13 protein-coding genes are annotated in these 18,391 nt (G+C 35.6%); 7 read left to right on the plus strand and 6 right to left on the minus strand.

Going from position 1 to position 18,391, the window contains the following annotated elements; genetic code table 11:
- The first annotated feature begins 100 nt into the window (after positions 1 to 100).
- Positions 101 to 1,174: an energy transducer TonB gene (locus AAYQ05_RS06255; protein WP_343541945.1), complete on the plus strand. Its 1,074-nt coding sequence runs from the start codon at positions 101 to 103 to the stop codon at positions 1,172 to 1,174.
- 69 nt (positions 1,175 to 1,243) lie between these two features.
- Here AAYQ05_RS06255 and AAYQ05_RS06260 read toward each other — a convergent pair whose 3' ends face one another.
- From AAYQ05_RS06260 to AAYQ05_RS06270, 3 genes are all read right to left on the minus strand, one after another.
- Positions 1,244 to 1,417, minus strand: a complete 174-nt coding sequence (locus AAYQ05_RS06260; RefSeq protein WP_008468862.1) for a hypothetical protein — start codon at positions 1,415 to 1,417, stop codon at positions 1,244 to 1,246.
- Positions 1,418 to 1,596: 179 nt separating this feature from the next.
- The gene (locus tag AAYQ05_RS06265) at positions 1,597 to 2,025 is read right to left on the minus strand and encodes a hypothetical protein (RefSeq protein WP_343541946.1); all 429 of its coding nucleotides are present in this window, start codon (positions 2,023 to 2,025) and stop codon (positions 1,597 to 1,599) included.
- A 24-nt stretch (positions 2,026 to 2,049) separates the two neighbouring features.
- Positions 2,050 to 3,045: a hypothetical protein gene (locus tag AAYQ05_RS06270; protein WP_343541947.1), complete on the minus strand. Its 996-nt coding sequence runs from the start codon at positions 3,043 to 3,045 to the stop codon at positions 2,050 to 2,052.
- Positions 3,046 to 3,211: 166 nt separating this feature from the next.
- Here AAYQ05_RS06270 and pyrR point away from each other — a divergent pair, with 166 nt between their 5' ends.
- The 6 genes from pyrR to AAYQ05_RS06300 all read left to right on the plus strand — a co-directional run bounded on the left by pyrR (position 3,212) and on the right by AAYQ05_RS06300 (position 7,782).
- On the plus strand, positions 3,212 to 3,751 hold the full coding sequence (pyrR, locus tag AAYQ05_RS06275; protein WP_184162258.1) for a bifunctional pyr operon transcriptional regulator/uracil phosphoribosyltransferase PyrR: 540 nt from the start codon (positions 3,212 to 3,214) through the stop codon (positions 3,749 to 3,751).
- 107 nt (positions 3,752 to 3,858) lie between these two features.
- Positions 3,859 to 4,785, plus strand: a complete 927-nt coding sequence (locus AAYQ05_RS06280; protein WP_029273654.1) for an aspartate carbamoyltransferase catalytic subunit — start codon at positions 3,859 to 3,861, stop codon at positions 4,783 to 4,785.
- A 143-nt stretch (positions 4,786 to 4,928) separates the two neighbouring features.
- Positions 4,929 to 5,261 carry a ribonuclease Z gene (locus AAYQ05_RS06285; RefSeq protein ID WP_343541966.1) on the plus strand — a complete coding sequence of 111 codons (333 nt, stop codon included), beginning with the start codon at positions 4,929 to 4,931 and terminating at the stop codon, positions 5,259 to 5,261.
- Positions 5,262 to 5,320: 59 nt separating this feature from the next.
- A complete protein-coding gene (locus tag AAYQ05_RS06290) occupies positions 5,321 to 6,226 on the plus strand; it encodes a ribonuclease Z (RefSeq protein WP_343541967.1) in 906 nt (301 codons plus the stop codon).
- Between the two features lie 220 nt (positions 6,227 to 6,446).
- Positions 6,447 to 7,091: a pyridoxamine 5'-phosphate oxidase gene (pdxH, locus tag AAYQ05_RS06295; RefSeq protein ID WP_343541968.1), complete on the plus strand. Its 645-nt coding sequence runs from the start codon at positions 6,447 to 6,449 to the stop codon at positions 7,089 to 7,091.
- A gap of 184 nt (positions 7,092 to 7,275) precedes the next feature.
- On the plus strand, positions 7,276 to 7,782 hold the full coding sequence (locus AAYQ05_RS06300) for a CAP domain-containing protein (RefSeq protein WP_343541969.1): 507 nt from the start codon (positions 7,276 to 7,278) through the stop codon (positions 7,780 to 7,782).
- Between the two features lie 114 nt (positions 7,783 to 7,896).
- Here the strand turns inward: AAYQ05_RS06300 and AAYQ05_RS06305 are convergent, their stop codons facing one another.
- The 3 genes from AAYQ05_RS06305 to AAYQ05_RS06315 all read right to left on the minus strand — a co-directional run bounded on the left by AAYQ05_RS06305 (position 7,897) and on the right by AAYQ05_RS06315 (position 18,349).
- Positions 7,897 to 9,840, minus strand: a complete 1,944-nt coding sequence (locus tag AAYQ05_RS06305) for an OmpA family protein (protein WP_343541972.1) — start codon at positions 9,838 to 9,840, stop codon at positions 7,897 to 7,899.
- A 13-nt stretch (positions 9,841 to 9,853) separates the two neighbouring features.
- Entirely contained in the window at positions 9,854 to 10,771 is a 918-nt protein-coding gene (locus tag AAYQ05_RS06310) for a PorP/SprF family type IX secretion system membrane protein (RefSeq protein WP_281633197.1), read from the minus strand.
- Between the two features lie 132 nt (positions 10,772 to 10,903).
- Complete coding sequence (locus AAYQ05_RS06315; RefSeq protein ID WP_343541977.1) at positions 10,904 to 18,349, minus strand: HYR-like domain-containing protein; 7,446 nt, start codon at positions 18,347 to 18,349, stop codon at positions 10,904 to 10,906.
- Positions 18,350 to 18,391 lie beyond the last annotated feature (42 nt).

Consider the following 18,391-nt stretch of genomic DNA (forward strand, 5'->3'; position numbering starts at 1 on the left):
ATTTTTTTTGGCTTAATAATTTTTCGTGTGAATTTTCATTCAATCATAAAGTGTTATATTTGTAAGAAAAATATATTTATTTTAAAAAAAGTAAGTGAGCATGAAGAACATTCAAAAAGGTATAAAAGTACTATTGTTGATGGCTACATTCCATGTAGGCATAGCGCAGGAGTATAATAAAATTAATTCGTCGTCGATTTCATATGTAAACAATGGCTTCTTGTCGGATAATTTTATAAGTATAGAAAATGTAAATAAAACGAAACTCAAAAATGGTTTTTATGAAATGAATCTTGAGGGCAGGAAAATGCAGTTTTATATTAACGAAAAAGGAAATGTAGACGGGACTTTTAAAGAATATAATTCAAATGGAGTTTTGGCAATACAAACATTACTAAGTAATGGCAAGTTGATAAGTATGACTGCGGTTGATTCTAATGGAAAAACTATCGAGAGTTTAAATGTTGGAAAGGATGCCAAAAGTGGGCATCAATTTTTCAATAGAAAAAAGTATGATTCTTTGGGGGCGTTAGTTGAACAAATCGATTATAATTGGGATAAAAAAGAAATAAAAACGTCAAATTATGAAAATAAGAAACTTGTTTCTGAAACTATCATTTTTGATGAATATAAGATTTGGAATCCAAATGGAGATATAACAGAAGCCAAGTTAACTCATCCGAAAAATACAAGCTATAAAATAGAAAAGAAATATTATCCAAATGGAAAGTTGAAAAGTTCTAGATTTATAGACAGTCAATCTATTGAAGGAGAATTGAAAGAATATACAGAAGCTGGCGTTTTGATAAAAAGTAAAAAGAAATCTAATTCAAAAACGGTCAATGCAAGTGCTAAAATTAATAATGAAAAAATATATAAATTAGAAGAAGTTGAGGTAAAACCAAGCTATTCATCAGGAATAGATTCATTCTATAAATTTTTCTACAAAAATTTTGTGAAGCCCAATCAAGAAGGGGTTCAAGGAACAATTTATATGGATTTCGTTGTTGAAAAAGACGGTTCTTTATCTGCCTTTCGCTGTTTTAAAGATATTGGATATGCTACAGGAGCAGAAGCAATTCGGGTTTTGAAACTATCTCCTAAATGGAATCCTGCCAAGATAGACGGTAAAAAAGTCAGATGTGTTTATGTATTAAAAGTTCCAATTAAATAAATAATAGAAAAATCCCAAACGCCAAGTTTTAAATTGGAATTTGGGTTTTTTTATTTGTTTATTTTACTACTATTTGCTTCCGAACATTTTAGCGAAAATCCAGATAATAATCGCAATAATAAAAATTACGATAAAAATCCCAAATCCCATTCCGGCTTTAAAAATGTCTCCTATAACTTCACAGCTTGTAAATGAAAACAGTATTACAAATACCATTAACAATCTTAGTATTTTATTTTGCATGACTTCTGATGTTTTAAATTGATACTTAAAATTACTTCAGGAATAGGCAAAATGTGTTATAGAATTTTTGGGAAATGTTTTAGGATTTGGATTTTATATATTTCTCATTTAGATCCTGCAGAAAGGTATTGCGGTTAAAATTTTTTAAAAATCCAGACTTTTCACCTTTTTCTAATTCCTTATTTAGTTTTTTGATTTTGATTAATTTCTGATTTGACATTTTCCTGTTTTATAAGTTTTATTTCTAAGAATACAATCAAAGTAATTACAAATATTTCGACTAAGAAATAAATAATACCAAAAAATGAAATGGTTTCGTAATGGTATAATATTATTGCAAACGTCAAAAGACAATAAAACATATTGATAGCGCAAATTATTTTTAAAAACGATTTCCAATTTTGTTTTATTGAAAAGTAGCAAGTGATTGAATATACGAAAAGAGTGAATGCAATAATTGAAAGGTATTCGAATATATCTTTAGATAAACCGAAAAAAACATTAAAATTTCTAAGAACAAAAAAGAGTAGAATAGTTGTAAGCAAAGCTCCAAAACCATCTACAAGAAATATTTTTTTAGGATTTTTCAGAAAGTTTTTAAGCATCATTGGACTATGACTTTAAGATATTTACTAATATCCATATATTTTAGAAAGTTCTCTGCTAAATTCTTTTTCCCAGTATTCTGGTACTTCGAAAGTAATTACTTTTGTAATTTTGTGCTGTTTCATATTTTCATTAGGAAGATTTTCAGCAAATGAAACAATTTCATCGAGGTCAACAGGAATTCTTGATAATTTTGCAATTTGTGAACCAATTAAGTCTTGAAGTAAATGAACTGCTCCCTCGTATTTTGAAGGAACATGTACGAATCTGATTCTTTCTTCAAAATTGACAATATATTCTAAGTAGTCTTTGATTAACTTAGTGACATGATGAATTTCATCTAAATCGCCTGGCTCTCCTGGTTTTCCCCAACTTTTTGTGAGTCGATCTAACAAGCCAACAGCTGGTGCTGACATTTTTCTTAATTCTGTAATTTTTTCCCCAATCCATTCGGATGCTTGATCTGATTTTATACTTTCAAATTGCCTTAAATATAATCCTTCTTTTAAATCGTCAAGTTTTCTAAAAAGAGGTTTGTTTAAAAACCTCATAAGTTCAGCTGTCAATCTGTATTCCCAACCCAAAGGTTTGTCAATAATAATTCTTTTTACCAGAGGAGGGTATTCGTCAAAATCTTTAAGGATGAAAATTTGTTCTTTTAGTAGAATTTGGTCAGTATTATTTCCTAATGAGGAAGAAATAAATTCCTCATGTTTTTCTCTCCATGCAAATAAAATATTAGCCGAATATCTCAATTCATCAGAATCAATAAGTTTATGACAATTTCTACATAACCAAATCGAATTGGTAATTTCTGACCTTGCGTAATCAGTCATTTTGCTGTTAAATCTTTTAGAACCAGTTCTTGCTCCAAAAATATGAGCAGCTTCACCAATTTTTATTGATTTTTCAGGGTCTGAATTTGGACCGATTGTATTTACTCTGCAATCTGGATTAGAACATTTATAACCAGCTCTTTTTGCTAAAGTATCAATTGTGGTTTTATTAAAATCTGGATTCATTAATTAATATTTTTAATTAAAAAATTTAATAGTAAAAGTAAGTTTTTTATTTATGTGGATTTTGAAAAAAAAGTTTCATGTATTTCAAAAAACATTTCTCTATTCAACACCCCAACAAATAAAATCAGATTCCGTATATTTGCGCAACCAAACATTACAATCACTTATGAGTCAAAAAGTATTACTTAATTCGAAAGAAGTTACTATCATACTCCATCGTTTGGCTTGTCAGTTAATCGAAAAACATCTTGATTTCTCTAATACAATTTTGGTGGGAATTCAGCCAAGAGGCGTTTTTTTAGCTGAACGTTTAAAACAACTATTAGAAAACGAATACAAGGTTCCTGAAATTACTTTAGGATATCTGGACATCACTTTTTTCAGAGATGATTTCCGTCGTACTGATAAACCGCTTGAAGCCAATAAAACCCAAATCAATTTTATAGTCGAAGACAAAAAAGTCATTTTTATCGATGACGTTTTGTTTACTGGACGTAGCATTCGCTCTGCCTTAACTGCCATTCAATCTTTCGGAAGACCTTCAGAAATTGAATTATTGGTTTTAATTGACAGACGTTTCAGCCGTCATTTACCAATTCAGCCCGATTACAGAGGGCGTCAAGTCGATGCTATTAATGGTGAAAAAGTAATTGTAAGCTGGAAAGAAAATGATGGTGAAGATGTTGTTCACCTAGTGACGAATTAAGTTTAATCGGTTAACCGGTTAATTGTTTAATCGGTAGTAATTCCGATTAACAAATTTGACAAAAAAACGATTAAACAATTCAACGATTAAACATATACACACACACAATGAAAGAATTAAGCGTAAATCATTTATTAGGAATAAAATATATCAATGAGAATGATATTAACCTGATTTTTGAAACGGCAGATCATTTTAAAGAAGTCATTAATAGACCGATTAAAAAAGTTCCTTCATTACGAGATATTACCATTGCCAATATTTTCTTCGAAAACAGTACCAGAACCAAACTCTCTTTTGAATTAGCACAGAAACGTTTATCTGCTGATGTAATCAGTTTTTCTGCAGCTCAGTCATCGGTTAAAAAAGGAGAGACCTTGATTGATACTGTAAACAATATCCTTTCGATGAAAGTGGATATGGTTGTAATGCGCCACTCTAATCCTGGAGCGGCTTATTTTTTATCTAAAAATGTAAAAGCAAGTATCGTAAACGCTGGAGACGGCGCGCACGAACACCCAACTCAGGCTTTATTGGACAGTTATTCGATCAGAGAAAAACTGGGCGATGTTGCTGGAAAAAAAGTAGTTATTGTAGGTGATATTCTACACTCACGCGTAGCGCTTTCAAACATATATGCTTTGCAGATGCAAGGCGCTGAAGTAAAAGTTTGCGGACCAAAAACATTGATTCCGAGATATATTGAATCGCTTGGTGTTACGGTTGAACCGAATTTACGCAAAGCATTAGAATGGTGTGATGTTGCGAATATGCTACGTGTACAAAACGAACGTATGGATGTGAATTTTTTCCCATCAACGCGTGAGTACGCACAGCAATATGGAGTAGACAAACCGCTTTTGGATTCGCTAGGAAAAGAAATAGTAATCATGCACCCAGGACCAATCAATAGAGGAGTAGAGATTACTTCTGAAGTGGCAGATTCTGATCATTCAGTGATCTTGAATCAGGTGGAGAATGGAGTTGCGATTAGAATGGCGGTTATTTATTTGTTGGCTTCTAAGATTCAATAGTTTTTTAGTTTTCAGTCACAGTCGCAATTTTCAGTGTTGAAATGAGTGTTACAGTAAGCATAAAACTTGAAACCTGAAACTTGAAACAACAAAAAAACTTAGTAAATTAGCATCATAAAATATAAGCCCCCTCAAATTATAAAATGAAAGTAGATCAAAAAGGACATACCGTTACGATTAAAGATACTCAAGGAGATGTAAATGCTTTCTTGGAAAAAGTAACGCAACAATTTAAAACCTTTGAGAAACAAAATATTATAATCGACTTATCAGCAGATTCTAATATTTCAGAAAATGATTTAAAAGCTTTTTTACCGCTATCTAAAGTTCAGAAAAAAGCAAAAAAATCGTTTGTAATTGTAGCTACCGATCTTGATTTTAATGCTATTTCAGATAAATTATTGGTAGTGCCTTCTCTCTTAGAAGCTCACGATATTATCGAAATGGAAGAAATCGAAAGAGACCTAGGTTTCTAATAATTAACAATTGATAATTAAAAATTAATAATTGTCAATTATCAATTTTTAATTGAGAAATGAAGTTAACTATACTTGGCTGTTATGCCGCAACTCCTAGAACGCTTACCAATCCGACTGCGCAGGTTTTGGAGATTAAAAATAGATTGTTTTTAATTGACTGTGGTGAAGGGACTCAGGTACAGCTTCGCAAAAACAAGATTAAATTCTCAAAAATTAATCACATTTTTATCTCGCATCTTCATGGAGATCATTTGTTTGGATTAATTGGCACTATTTCAACTTTTTCCCTTTTAGGAAGAACCACAGATTTACATATTTATGGTCCGAAAGGAATTAAAGAATTGATCCTTATTCAATTAAAACTGACTGAATCTTGGACAACATATTCTTTGTTCTTTCATGAATTAGAATCGAAAGAAAGTGAAGTTGTTTTTGAAGATAAAAAGGTCATTGTGAAAACAATTCCGTTAAAGCATCGTGTTTATACAAATGGATATCTTTTTCAGGAAAAACCAGATGAAAGAAAGTTAAACGTAGAAGCTGTTCAGCGCTATAATATTCATGTAGCGTATTATCAGAAAATAAAAAATGGCGGAGATATTACACTTGATGACGGAACAGTAATTGAAAATGAAAAACTTACTTTTGACCCGCCGCCAGCAAAAAGTTATGCATTCTGTTCTGATACAGTTTACAATGAAGAGATCATTCCGATTATACAGAATACAGACATTTTATACCACGAATCTACATTTTTAGAATCAGAAGCAAGATTGGCTGAAAAAACACTGCATTCGACTGCAAAAGAAGCAGCAAGCATTGCTTTAAAAGCAAATGTAAAACAGCTTATTTTAGGTCATTATTCGACACGTTATGATGGTTTGGAGCCATTTAAAAAAGAAGCAGAAGAAATTTTTCCAAATGTGCTTTTGGCAGATGATGGAGTTAGTTTTGAGTTTTAATCTAAGGTTCTGAGATGCTAAGTTGCTAAGCGACTAAGTTTTGGTGTAGTTATTTTAAGTTTAAGTTGATGGAATCGTAGTATATGATTATCACACTTAGCGAAGTCGAAATGCTTTTTTTGAATAGAACGTGCTTTGTGAACGTTCGACTTCGCTAAGCCTGACAAACCTGAAACCTGAAACTTGAAACCTGAAACAAAATAAACTAAAATCAAAAACTATGAATGATTTAAGTAATTATAGAAAATCTTACGAGAAAAGCGAATTATTAGAAACGAATATTCCAGAAGATCCAATTAATCTTTTTAACCGATGGTTTCATGAGGTGGAAGATTTTGGGGGAAGCGGGGAGGTGAATGCCATGACGGTTTCAACAATTGGATTGGATGGTTTTCCTAAATCGCGTGTGGTTTTATTGAAGAAATTTTCTGAAGAAGGGTTTATATTTTATACCAATTACAATTCGGAGAAAGGAAAAGCAATAGAAGCAAATCCAAATATTTGTTTGTCTTTTTTTTGGCAGGAAGCAGAACGTCAAGTAATCATAAAAGGAATTGCGCAGAAAACATCTGAGATTATTTCTGATAATTATTTTGATTCACGTCCTGATGGAAGTAAGCTAGGAGCAATTGTTTCTAATCAAAGCGAAGTTATTCCGTCAAGAACATTTTTAGAAGAAAACTTAAAAAAACTAGAAACCGAATTTGAAGGAAAGCCAATTCCACGACCTGAAAATTGGGGTGGTTATATAGTGACTCCACTTCAAGTGGAATTTTGGCAGGGAAGACCAAATAGACTTCACGATAGAATTCGTTATACAAGCCAGTCAGATTTTTCTTGGAAGATTGAAAGATTATCTTCCTAAAATTGCTTTTACGTAAGAATTTTACACATTAAATATAAAAAATAGTGCATTTCATCGATTATTTTTGCACTTTAACGGTAAATTGAATACGTTTGGTATACAATAATACGAACGAATTTATTCAAAGATAAATTTAAAGGATTTGCCCCAACATTTACTTTAAACCGCTAAAATGCTGATGATTATGAAAAAGATAATGCGCACCATGTTGTTCATTGCGATTTTAGTCGCAATGAACGCATGTTCTGCCGACACCGCCGAAGCAAGCGCGGATACTGCCACTCCAACAGAAGTGCTTGTTGCTAATTATACTTATAATGACACCGAAATAGAAACAATGAGGTTAATAAACGAATACCGCGTGAGTATTGGTTTGAATGCCTTGGAGAGAGTTAATCATATATCTTTTAAATGCGAAGAGCATAACAAATATATGATTGAAAATAATGTGGTAAATCATAACGATTTTGTGGCAAGATCTAATAATATTACTAGTGTATTGGGAGCAAAAAAAGTAGGCGAGAATGTTGCCTACAATTATAAAACTCCTGAAGCCGCTTTAAGAGCTTGGCTAGATAGCCCAGGGCACAAAGAAAATATAGAAGGAGATTATACTCATTTTGGATTATCTGTAACAACGGATCCAGCTACAGGAAAAAAATATTACACTAACATTTTTGTTAAGATTTAAAAGTTTATTGAACAGGTTGGTTTTTTAGAAGTCGTTGCAATTCCTAGAAATGTGACGACTTTTTAAATTAAAAAAAGCTGCCATGTAGGCAGCTTTTTTTATCTATTACGAAATTTATAAAGCGGTTATAATAAATTCGCTTCTTCTATTGGCTTGATGTTCTTCCTCAGTACATGGTACGCCATCGGAACATTTGTTTACGAGTTCTGTTTCACCGTAGCCTTTTCCAGTTAAGCGGTTAGGAGAAATTCCGTTTTTAACCAGCCATTGTATAGTCGATTTTGCTCTTCGGTCAGATAAGGCTTCGTTGTATTGATTAGAAGCCCTACTGTCTGTATGTGAACGGATATCTAATTTCATAGTAGGATTATCGTTCAGAACAGCCAATATTTTTTCTAAATCTAATGCTGCTTCGGTTCTAATATTTGATTTATCGAGGTCGAAATAAATCATTTTAATTCCAAAACATTTTCCTAAATCATCACCCACAGTAACTTTGCAAGTTGATTTTTCTAGTGCAATAGGAAGGTTTGTTTTACCGCTTGTTTTGTCTACAGTTATGCTAACTTCTTTTGTAGCAAATTCTGGTTTTTCTGCTCTTACATAATATGATTTTCCGCATTCTACATCAAAAGAGTATAGCCCAGAGCCATCTGCAACGGCAGAATTTTTAAGTGCCATTCCTGCGTCATACAACGTTACTTTTGCTCCAGGAAGCGGTACGCCGGTTTCTGCATCTGTAATTGTGCCATATAATACCTGAATGCATTTAAGCCTTCTAGTTTCTAAGAATTTATAAATATCATCAGAACCCTGTCCGCCATCTTTGTTGGAAGTAAAAAAACCTCTTCTTGTTTCGGGATCAATAATGTAGGCAAAATCATCTTTTGGAGAATTGATATCTGCTCCAACATTCTGAATATTGCTAACTTTTCCGTTATTGTCAATATTTCCAACAAAAACATCTAAACCTCCCAAGCCTGGGTGTCCGTCAGATGAAAAATAAATTTCATTTTCGCTGGTAACATATGGATAGGTTTCTTTTCCTTCCGTATTAATACTACTTCCTAGATTTTCTGGAGAGCCATAACCTCCGTTTGAATTGATGCTGACTTTATACAAATCTGACTCGCCAATAGTTCCTGGCATGTCAGAAGCAAAATACAGTGTTTTTTCGTCTGGACTCAAAGCAGGGTGAGCTGTACTGTAGTTATTGCTATTGAATGGAAGCTCTGTAATGTTGGTCCATTTGCCATCTTTCCCCAATTCAGCTTTGTAAAGCTTGATTAATGTGACTTTGTTTTCGTCTTTTCCTTTTTTTCCATCTATGTAGTTATTTCTGGTAAAATAAACTGTTTTTCCATCTTTTGTGAAGACAGGAGAAGCTTCATGGAATTTGGTATTAATAGCCGATTTAAATTTATTTACTTTTGATGTGGTTCCAGTTGCAGGATCCAAATCAGCATTATAAATATTTGTAAAATATTCTCCTGTCCATTTGTGTTTACGTTGTGTAAAATTTCCTGTATCTCGCGCTGATGCAAAATAAATTTTATTGTTATACACAAATGATCCGTAATCTGAATATTTGCTGTTAATTCCAGCATCTTCTATCTGGTACCTCCCAGAGTTTGCTTTAATTTGATCCAGATAATTTACGTCTTCTTTGTAAAGTTTTCCTCTGCTGTCATTTTTTGAGATAGCATTAAATTCATCCAGAAGTTTATTTGCTTTGGTAATGTCTCCAGTCGATTTTAGAGATTGTGCATATCTAAAATAATATTCTGGTTCAACATTTGTGTTCATTGCAAATAATTCGCCGTACCATTTTGCCGCATTCTGGAAATCTGAATTGAAATAATAAGCATTTCCCAGTTTTTTAAACATGTCTTCAGATTTGTAGCCTTTAGCGGCAACTTTTTCATAGGTCTTTATAGCATCGACATAAGCATAGCCGTCATATTTTTTGTCTGCAGCATTTATTTTAGACTGCTGTGCATAACTGCTAAATGAAAAAGCACCTAGAATTGTAAGGAAAAGTAGTGTATAGTTTTTCATGATACCTTATTTTTTAGAAGAAACGAGGAGTTGTCATTTTACCTTTGTTGGAGAAGAATTCATAACGAAGGAAAATTTCGTGTGAACCTGAATTGTAATTATTTAAATGAGTGGTTTCTCTGTCATAACCATAACCTAAATAAAGTCCGTCTGTAATCTGAAATCCGACCATAGCACTTAATGAAGCGCTCCATCTGTAAGCTACACCAGCCATGAATTTGTCGTAGAACATAAAATTGGCAGAAACATCTACTTGTAGCGGTGCACCTTCGACCATTTTGGTTAAAATAGCTGGTTTGAATTTAATATATTGATATTTGTCTAGATCGAATACATAACCTGCCATTAAATAGTAATTGATTTTGTCTTTGTAAATTGCTACATCATTGTCGTCGTAACGATTTGTTTCAATAAAATTTGGAACAGATAAACCAATGTAAGCCTTGTCTGAATGCCAGTAAACCCCAGCACCAACATTAGGAGAAAATTTATTGCTTAAATCCTGAAATTGCGGATCGCCCTGATCTGCTGGATTTAGTTTGTTTACATCCAAATTGAAGATATTTGCAGTTCCTTTAATACCAAACGAAAGTTTAAAATCTGCAGATGTCTGGACAGTATACGATAGATCAACTGAGATATTGTTTTCGTTTGTTGGACCAATTTTGTCGTTAACCAAAGAAGCTCCTATACCTAGTCTGCTATTGTTTAGCGGTGTATTAATTGAAAAACTGCTTGTTTCCGGTGCTCCGTCAAGACCAACCCATTGAGTACGGTAAAGACCAAAAACACTAAATACCCCACGAGAACCTGCATAAGCAGGATTTATATTTATTGTGTTGTACATATACTGTGTATACTGCGCGTCTTGCTGTGCATACCCTGAACATGTAACTAACAGAATGACGAAGAAAAATAGCTTTGTTCTCATAGTAGATTATATTATTTTAATACTATTGACTTTTAAATCATTGTAATTCAATGTGCTCTTATTCAAGATTGATTCATTTTTTCAGTTTTAAATACGCTGTAAAAGAGCTTTTACAGCGTATTCTGAAAAGAATTATTTTGATAGGTATAAATACCCGTCTAGTTTATGATCTTGAACATTGTTGTTTCCATCTAGAGATTTATAATTAATAATGTAAAAATAAGTTCCAGTTGGTAGTCCGTCAGATTGCTTAACAGTTGTTCTTCCTCTAGAAGTACCATCAAAAGCATTTGTTGTATTATTGTAGTTTGTAGTTTCAAAAACTAAAACTCCCCAGCGATTATATATTTCGACAGAATTGCTTGGATAACAAGTGGTGTCATCGATATTGTCAATTTTGAAGAAATCATTTTTGTTATCGCCATTTGGAGAAAAAGCATTATGAACTAACACGTCACCACAAGCTAAGACTTTACAATCATCATTGATTTCCATGTTTAAAACTATGCTTCTTGGACATTTTTCATCAGCTATTGCATATTCGAAAACGTAATTGCCTAATGCTAAACCAAACGGATTAAGAATTGTTCCCTGAAGGGCATTAGTATTATTTTTATCAATCCAAGTTCCTGTTGAAGGACTTCCTTCAGGAAGCAGACTGCTTAGATTTACCAATGTCGAATCATCGTTACAAGCTGTTGCACTAGTTTGAGTAACACCATTTGGAACAACTATAATCGTAACAGTTGCAGTATCACAATTTTCAGAACTTAATTTGTCGCAGATTCTGTAGCTGTACGTATAAGTGCCGGCAGGTGTTAAACTTGATACTGTTACATTTCCAGAACCATCAAAAGTGATATTTGGATTTGATTTAGTGCCAGTTGCTTCAGTAAGAAGTGTAAAGTTTACTAATTCTAATGATGCGCGAGTGATTCCTTTCGTATCATTGCTCAATACATTTCCAACTAGTCCGAAAGAGTTACATCCAATATTACTGTACGTATCGTCATTTGCAACTACTGGTGTAGGTGGCGCTGGCGGATCTAGAACTACTACTGTTACAATTGCAGTATCGCAGTTTCCAAAATCGGCTTTTTCGCAAATTTGGTAAGTTAACGTGTAAGTGCCACCTGGCGTGTTTGGTGCAACATTTACAGATCCGTCAGGATTTAATGTCAAGGCACCAGTTGGGTCAGGAACAGTAGTTGTTAAGGTAACATCGTTTATATTTACTGACGAACCATTTAATGTGTCATTAGTTAAAACATTCACTATGTTGATTTGTCCTGCAGGTCCTATTATTGGTGCTGGATTATCATCAGTTGCGACAATGGCAAATGTTGGTCTCGCAGTACAGAAAGGATCTGCTGGTGGATAACTAAGTGTGATAGTTTCACTAGGATTTACAGAAACGGTTAGGTTAGCAGTTGGACGTAATTTCTCAAATCCATCAGCGGCTTCAATCCATTTGTTGTTTTCAAAAATCCAGCCTGGCCAATCAATTCCTTTTCCTTGCCCATCTACGACAGCTCCAGGCCATAATACACGACCGCTCAATGGTAAATTGGTCATTGTTGTTACGACATTGTTGTTGCTATCGGCCCAAGCAATTGTCACACCATTTACAGGAGTGAAGTTTACTGGCGTTACCACATAATCAACGTAAGGAACGTCGTTCACACATATTGATGTTGCTGTAACAGTCATTACTGGTGCTTCAATTGTAATTGTAACCGTTGCAGTGTCACAATTATCTGTCTGATCGGCTTCGCAAATTTGATATACCATTGTCAATGTTCCTACTGGAGCATTTGGTAACACATCAACAGAACCATCAGGATTTAGCTGTAAAAACTCGTTTAGAGTTACAGTCGTTATAATTACATCAGAGGCAGTTATCGCTGCTCCTTCTAAAGTATCATTTGTTAATACATTTAATACGTTAGTTGTGGTATGATTTACACCAGCAATAGGACCTGCACTGTCATCATTGGCAACAATATCTTTGTATTCTTTGCAGCTTACGCCGAAGTCAATGTCTAAGTGAACTAAATCCTCTGGCGTTACAGTTACTACATAACCCGCATCTGTTGTGGTTTGACAAACGGTATGCATTTGCATTTTGCTCGTTTTACCACTTATGTTTTTAGCAGATGAAGAAGGAATAACTTTTACCAGACCAGTAGCGCCTAAAGCAGCAGCCACAGCATCGAAATTAGCATCTCTTACTAATTTTATTGTATAATCTCCATACGGATTTGCAGTTTCTGGACGTTCTCTCCAGAATCCTTCAATTCCGACAATTACATCTGCATGGTAGCCATTTGGACCATCAACAATTATATTAGAACTAAGAGCATTACCGAAACCTGCTGCATTTAGCTCTCCATTATTTTCAGGACCAGTATAGCTTCCGTCTCCGTTAAGATCTATCCATTCCCATTGGCTATAATCGATAGAGCCATTTGAATCTGGAATATTTTTAGTAACCACTCCATCATTATTGGCATCGTACCATTCATCTTGAATTCCATTATTATTAAGATCATACCAAACATAATCTCCAAGTACAGGAAGAGTAGATTTTCCATATTCGAAATTATGAGTCTGAACTTTACAATCTTCAAGAGTTGTAAAGAATAAACTAGAATCTACAGGATATAATTGATGTGCACTATTTAAGTTTGCATCTTGTACTTGTACTAAGTAACTTCCAGCAGGCATTCCAGAGAAACTGTACATTCCATCAGTTCCTGTAATACGCATTTGTATTGCTCCAGGTGTTGTTCCTTGCGGAATTAAAGTAACAGGTACATTGGCAAGAGGCGTATTGGTATCTACATTTATTACTTGTCCAGAAACTTTCACAGTATATTCTGGTTGAGAAATCACTACTGTAGCTGTAGCAGAACAAGTTTGATTTTCGCCGTTGACTGGTGCCGTTGCAGTAAGAGTATAAGTTCCAGCTGGTAAATTTGTATTGCCAACTATTTCATTTCTCTCATTTGTAATTACTACAATAGAGCCAGGACTGCTTGTTACCGTGATTTTACCATCACTACCGCCAAAACAGCTTGTGTTTGTTGCAACTCCGCTAACAGTAACTTTGCTTTCAACTGTAAAGGTTTGGACCAATTCGGTTTTGTTTCCAGCACAGTCTGTTAAAGTATAAGTTCTTGTTAAGATATAAGGTGTTCCGTCGCAGCCGTTTCCTTCATTGTTAGTGTCCGAAACAGTGATATTTACAGTAGAACTGCAATTATCAGCCGCGTCTTTAATATCTGACGGATTTCCTGCTGGTATTAAATCAATGCTAGCTAAGTTTGTTATACTTTCTGGAGCTGTTCCAGTTGGAGCAGTTTTATCTCTTACTGTGATAATTTGAACGTGAGTGCTTGTATTTCCACCGCAGTCACTAATTTTCCAAGTGCGAGTTAAGGTATAATTAGATGAACATTCATTCTCAATACCAGATTTTACCTCTGAAAATACTATTGGTAAATTATCATTGCAATTATCTGAAACATGCATTTCTGCTGGTTCAGGAACTGCATCGCATGATACTTCAATATCTAAAGGAAGATCGCCAGTAAACATTGGAGCAGTAGTATCTTGAATTGTAATCACTTGCGTGAAAGTTTCAGAAGTATTTCCGCAGTCGTCTTTTACAGTCCAAGTATTGGTGTAAGTTCCGGCATTTCCGCATCCTTCAGAAGTTACAAACTGTCCGCTTACTTTAGTGATGTTAGAGACATCAGCATCGCATGAGTCAGAAGCTATTGGGAACTGAGCCTGAGCTGTCGCAAGTCCTTGAGTATCGCTGCATTCTAAAGTTGCGTTTAGAGTTCCTGCAGCAGTTGTCCAAGTCGGAGCAGTAGTGTCCTGAATTGTAATCACTTGCGTGAAAGTTTCAGAAGTATTTCCGCAGTCGTCTTTTACAGTCCAAGTGTTGGTGTAAGTTCCTGCATTTGAACAATTTTCAGAAGCTACAAACTGTCCGCTTACTTTAGTGATGTTTGAAACATCAGCATCGCATGAGTCAGAAGCTATAGGAAACTGAGCCTGAGCTGCTGCAAGTCCTTGAGTATCGCTGCACTCTAAAGTTGCGTTTAGAGAACCCGCAGCAGTTGTCCAAGTTGGAGCAGCTGTATCCTGAATTGTAATCACTTGCGTGAAAGTTTCAGAAGTATTTCCACAATCATCGTTTACAGTCCAAGTGTTGGTGTAAGTTCCTGCATTTGAACAATTTTCAGAAGCTACAAACTGTCCGCTTACTTTAGTGATGTTTGAAACATCAGCATCGCATGAGTCAGAAGCTATTGGGAACTGAGCCTGAGCTGTCGCAAGTCCTTGAGTATCGCTGCATTCTAAAGTTGCGTTTAGAGAACCCGCAGCAGTTGTCCAAGTCGGAGCAGCAGTATCTTGAATTGTAATCACTTGCGTAAAAGTTTCAGAAGTATTGCCGCAGTCGTCTTTTACAGTCCAAGTGTTGGTGTAAGTTCCTGCATTTGAACAATTTTCAGAAGCTACAAACTGTCCGCTTACTTTAGTGATATTAGAGACATCAGCATCGCATGAGTCAGAAGCTATTGGGAACTGAGCCTGAGCTGTCGCAAGTCCTTGAGTATCGCTGCATTCTAAAGTTGCGTTTAGAGAACCCGCAGCAGTTGTCCAAGTCGGAGCAGCAGTATCTTGAATTGTAATCACTTGCGTAAAAGTTTCAGAAGTATTGCCGCAGTCGTCTTTTACAGTCCAAGTGTTGGTGTAAGTTCCTGCATTTCCGCATCCTTCAGAAGCTACAAACTGTCCGCTTACTTTAGTGATGTTAGAGACATCAGCATCGCATGAGTCAGAAGCTATAGGAAACTGAGCCTGAGCTGTCGCAAGTCCTTGAGTATCGCTGCACTCTAAAGTTGCGTTTAGAGAACCCGCAGCAGTTGTCCAAGTCGGAGCAGTAGTGTCTTGAATTGTAATCACTTGCGTGAAAGTTTCAGAAGTATTTCCACAATCATCTTTTACAGTCCAAGTGTTGGTGTAAGTTCCGGCATTTCCGCATCCTTCAGAAGCTACAAACTGTCCACTTACTTTAGTGATATTAGAGACATCAGCATCGCATGAGTCAGAAGCTATTGGGAACTGAGTCTGAGCTGTCGCAAGTCCTTGAGTATCGCTGCATTCTAAAGTTGCGTTTAGAGAACCCGCAGCAGTTGTCCAAGTCGGAGCAGCAGTATCTTGAATTGTAATCACTTGCGTGAAAGTTTCAGAAGTATTGCCGCAGTCGTCTTTTACAGTCCAAGTGTTGGTGTAAGTTCCTGCATTTCCGCATCCTTCAGAAGCTACAAACTGTCCGCTTACTTTAGTGATGTTAGAGACATCAGCATCGCATGAGTCAGAAGCTATAGGAAACTGAGCCTGAGCTGTCGCAAGTCCTTGAGTATCGCTGCACTCTAAAGTTGCGTTTAGAGAACCCGCAGCAGTTGTCCAAGTTGGAGCAGCAGTATCCTGAATTGTAATCACTTGCGTGAAAGTTTCAGAAGTATTGCCGCAGTCGTCTTTTACAGTCCAAGTGTTGGTGTAAGTTCCTGCATTTGAACAATTTTCAGAAGCTACAAACTGTCCGCTTACTTTAGTGATGTTAGAGACATCAGCATCGCATGAGTCAGAAGCTATAGGAAACTGAGCCTGAGCTGCTGCAAGTCCTTGAGTATCGCTGCACTCTAAAGTTGCGTTTAGAGTTCCTGCAGCAGTTGTCCACGTCGGAGCGGCTGTATCCTGAATTGTAATCACTTGCGTGAAAGTTTCAGAAGTATTTCCACAGTCGTCTTTTACAGTCCAAGTATTGGTGTAAGTTCCGGCATTTCCGCATCCTTCAGAAGCTGTAAATTTTCCGCTTACTTTTATGATGTTTGTTACATCAGTATCGCAGGCATCGCTAGCACTAGGAAATAAGGCTTGAGCCGATGCTAGAGCTTGTGTATCGCTACACTCAACAGTTTTATCTAAAGATCCTGTCTGAGTTGCCCAGATTGGAGCAGTATTATCTTGAACTATTATAGTTTGACTTACAGGAAGAGAAATATTTCCGCAAGCATCTTTTGCGGTCCAAGTTCTTGTTTTAGTATAAGAGCCGGCGCAATTCCCTTGTATAATAGTATCTTCGAAAGTTAATGAAGAAATAGTTCCATTATTGTCAGTTGCTGTTGCTTGTGCAAAAACAGGTACTGCTGGACAATTGATAGTAGTAACCTCAGGCAGCGGATTTACAATTGGTTTAATTGAATCTCCATCCAAAATAGTAAACGATTCAGAAAGTGTACATCCGTTTGCATCAGTAATAAGCACAGTGTAATTTCCAGCAGCAAGATTACTTGCAGTTGCAGTTATTTGTACAGGAACTGAGTTCCAAGAATAGTTATATTGTGCAGTTCCACCTGAAACAGTTACTGTCGCAGAACCATTATTTCCTCCGCCACAAGTAACATCTGTTTGGCTTTTTATTGCACTTAATGCTTTTTGAGGTTGCGAAATTGTTACAGAACAATTTGTTGTATAACCTAATTTATCGGTAACAGTAACAGTGTGTAAACCGGCAGTTAAAGCAACTGCTTGCGCACTTGTTTCACTATTGTCCCATAAATATGTATACTCTCCGTTACCACCTACAGCAGTTACAGTTGCTTTACCAGTATTACCTCCAAAACATTTTACAGCGCTATCTTGAGAAATACTGCAAGAAAGTACATTTGGTTGAGTTATAGTGACAGTACAAGTTGTTGTACAGCCTTTTGAATCGGTAACTGTAACAGTATGTAATCCAGAGTTTAATGCAAGTGCTTTTTGAGTAGTTTCGTTATTATCCCATAAATAAGTATATCCAACATTACCTCCAATTGGTGTTACAGTTGCTTCTCCATCACTTAATCCATTTGAAGTAACAGCTTTGTTTTGAATAACTGAGCAACTTAAAGCTATAGCTGGCTGTTCTATAGTTATTGAATTGGATTGAGAAGAACAAGAATCAGTGATTGTTAAAGTGTATATTCCTGCAGGAAGGTTTGAAACAGTTGCTGCTGTTCCAACCACTGCATTAGAACTGTTTGTCCAAGAATAGTTTACAGTTCCAATTGCGTTTGTCACGGTTCCAGCCGTTACAGAACCAGTGCTTGCTCCAAAACAGAAAACATCTGTTTTAGAAGAGGTTCCTAAAGCTAAAGCTGCCGCTGGCTGTCCGATTGTAACAGAATTGGATTGAGAAGAACAGGAATCAGTTACAGTTAAAGTATAAGTTCCCGCAGGAAGGTTTGAAACAGTTGCTGCTGTTCCAACTTCATTTCCTCCGTTGTTTTTCCAAGAGTAGTTTACGGTTCCAACCGCATTTGTTACAGTTCCTGCTGTTACAGAACCAGTGCTTTTTCCGAAGCAGGAAGCATCAGTTTTAGAAGATGCTCCTAAAGCTAAAGCCGCAGCAGGCTGTCCGATTGTAACAGAATTGGATTGAGAAGAACAGAAATCAGTTACAGTTAAAGTATAAGCTCCGGCAGGAAGGTTTGAAACCGTTGCTGCTGTTCCAACCACTGCATTCAAGCTGTTTGTCCAAGAATAAGAAACAGTTCCAAC

Source organism: Flavobacterium movens (assembly GCF_039581425.1).
In the GTDB taxonomy this organism is placed as follows: Bacteria; Bacteroidota; Bacteroidia; order Flavobacteriales; family Flavobacteriaceae; genus Flavobacterium; species Flavobacterium luteolum.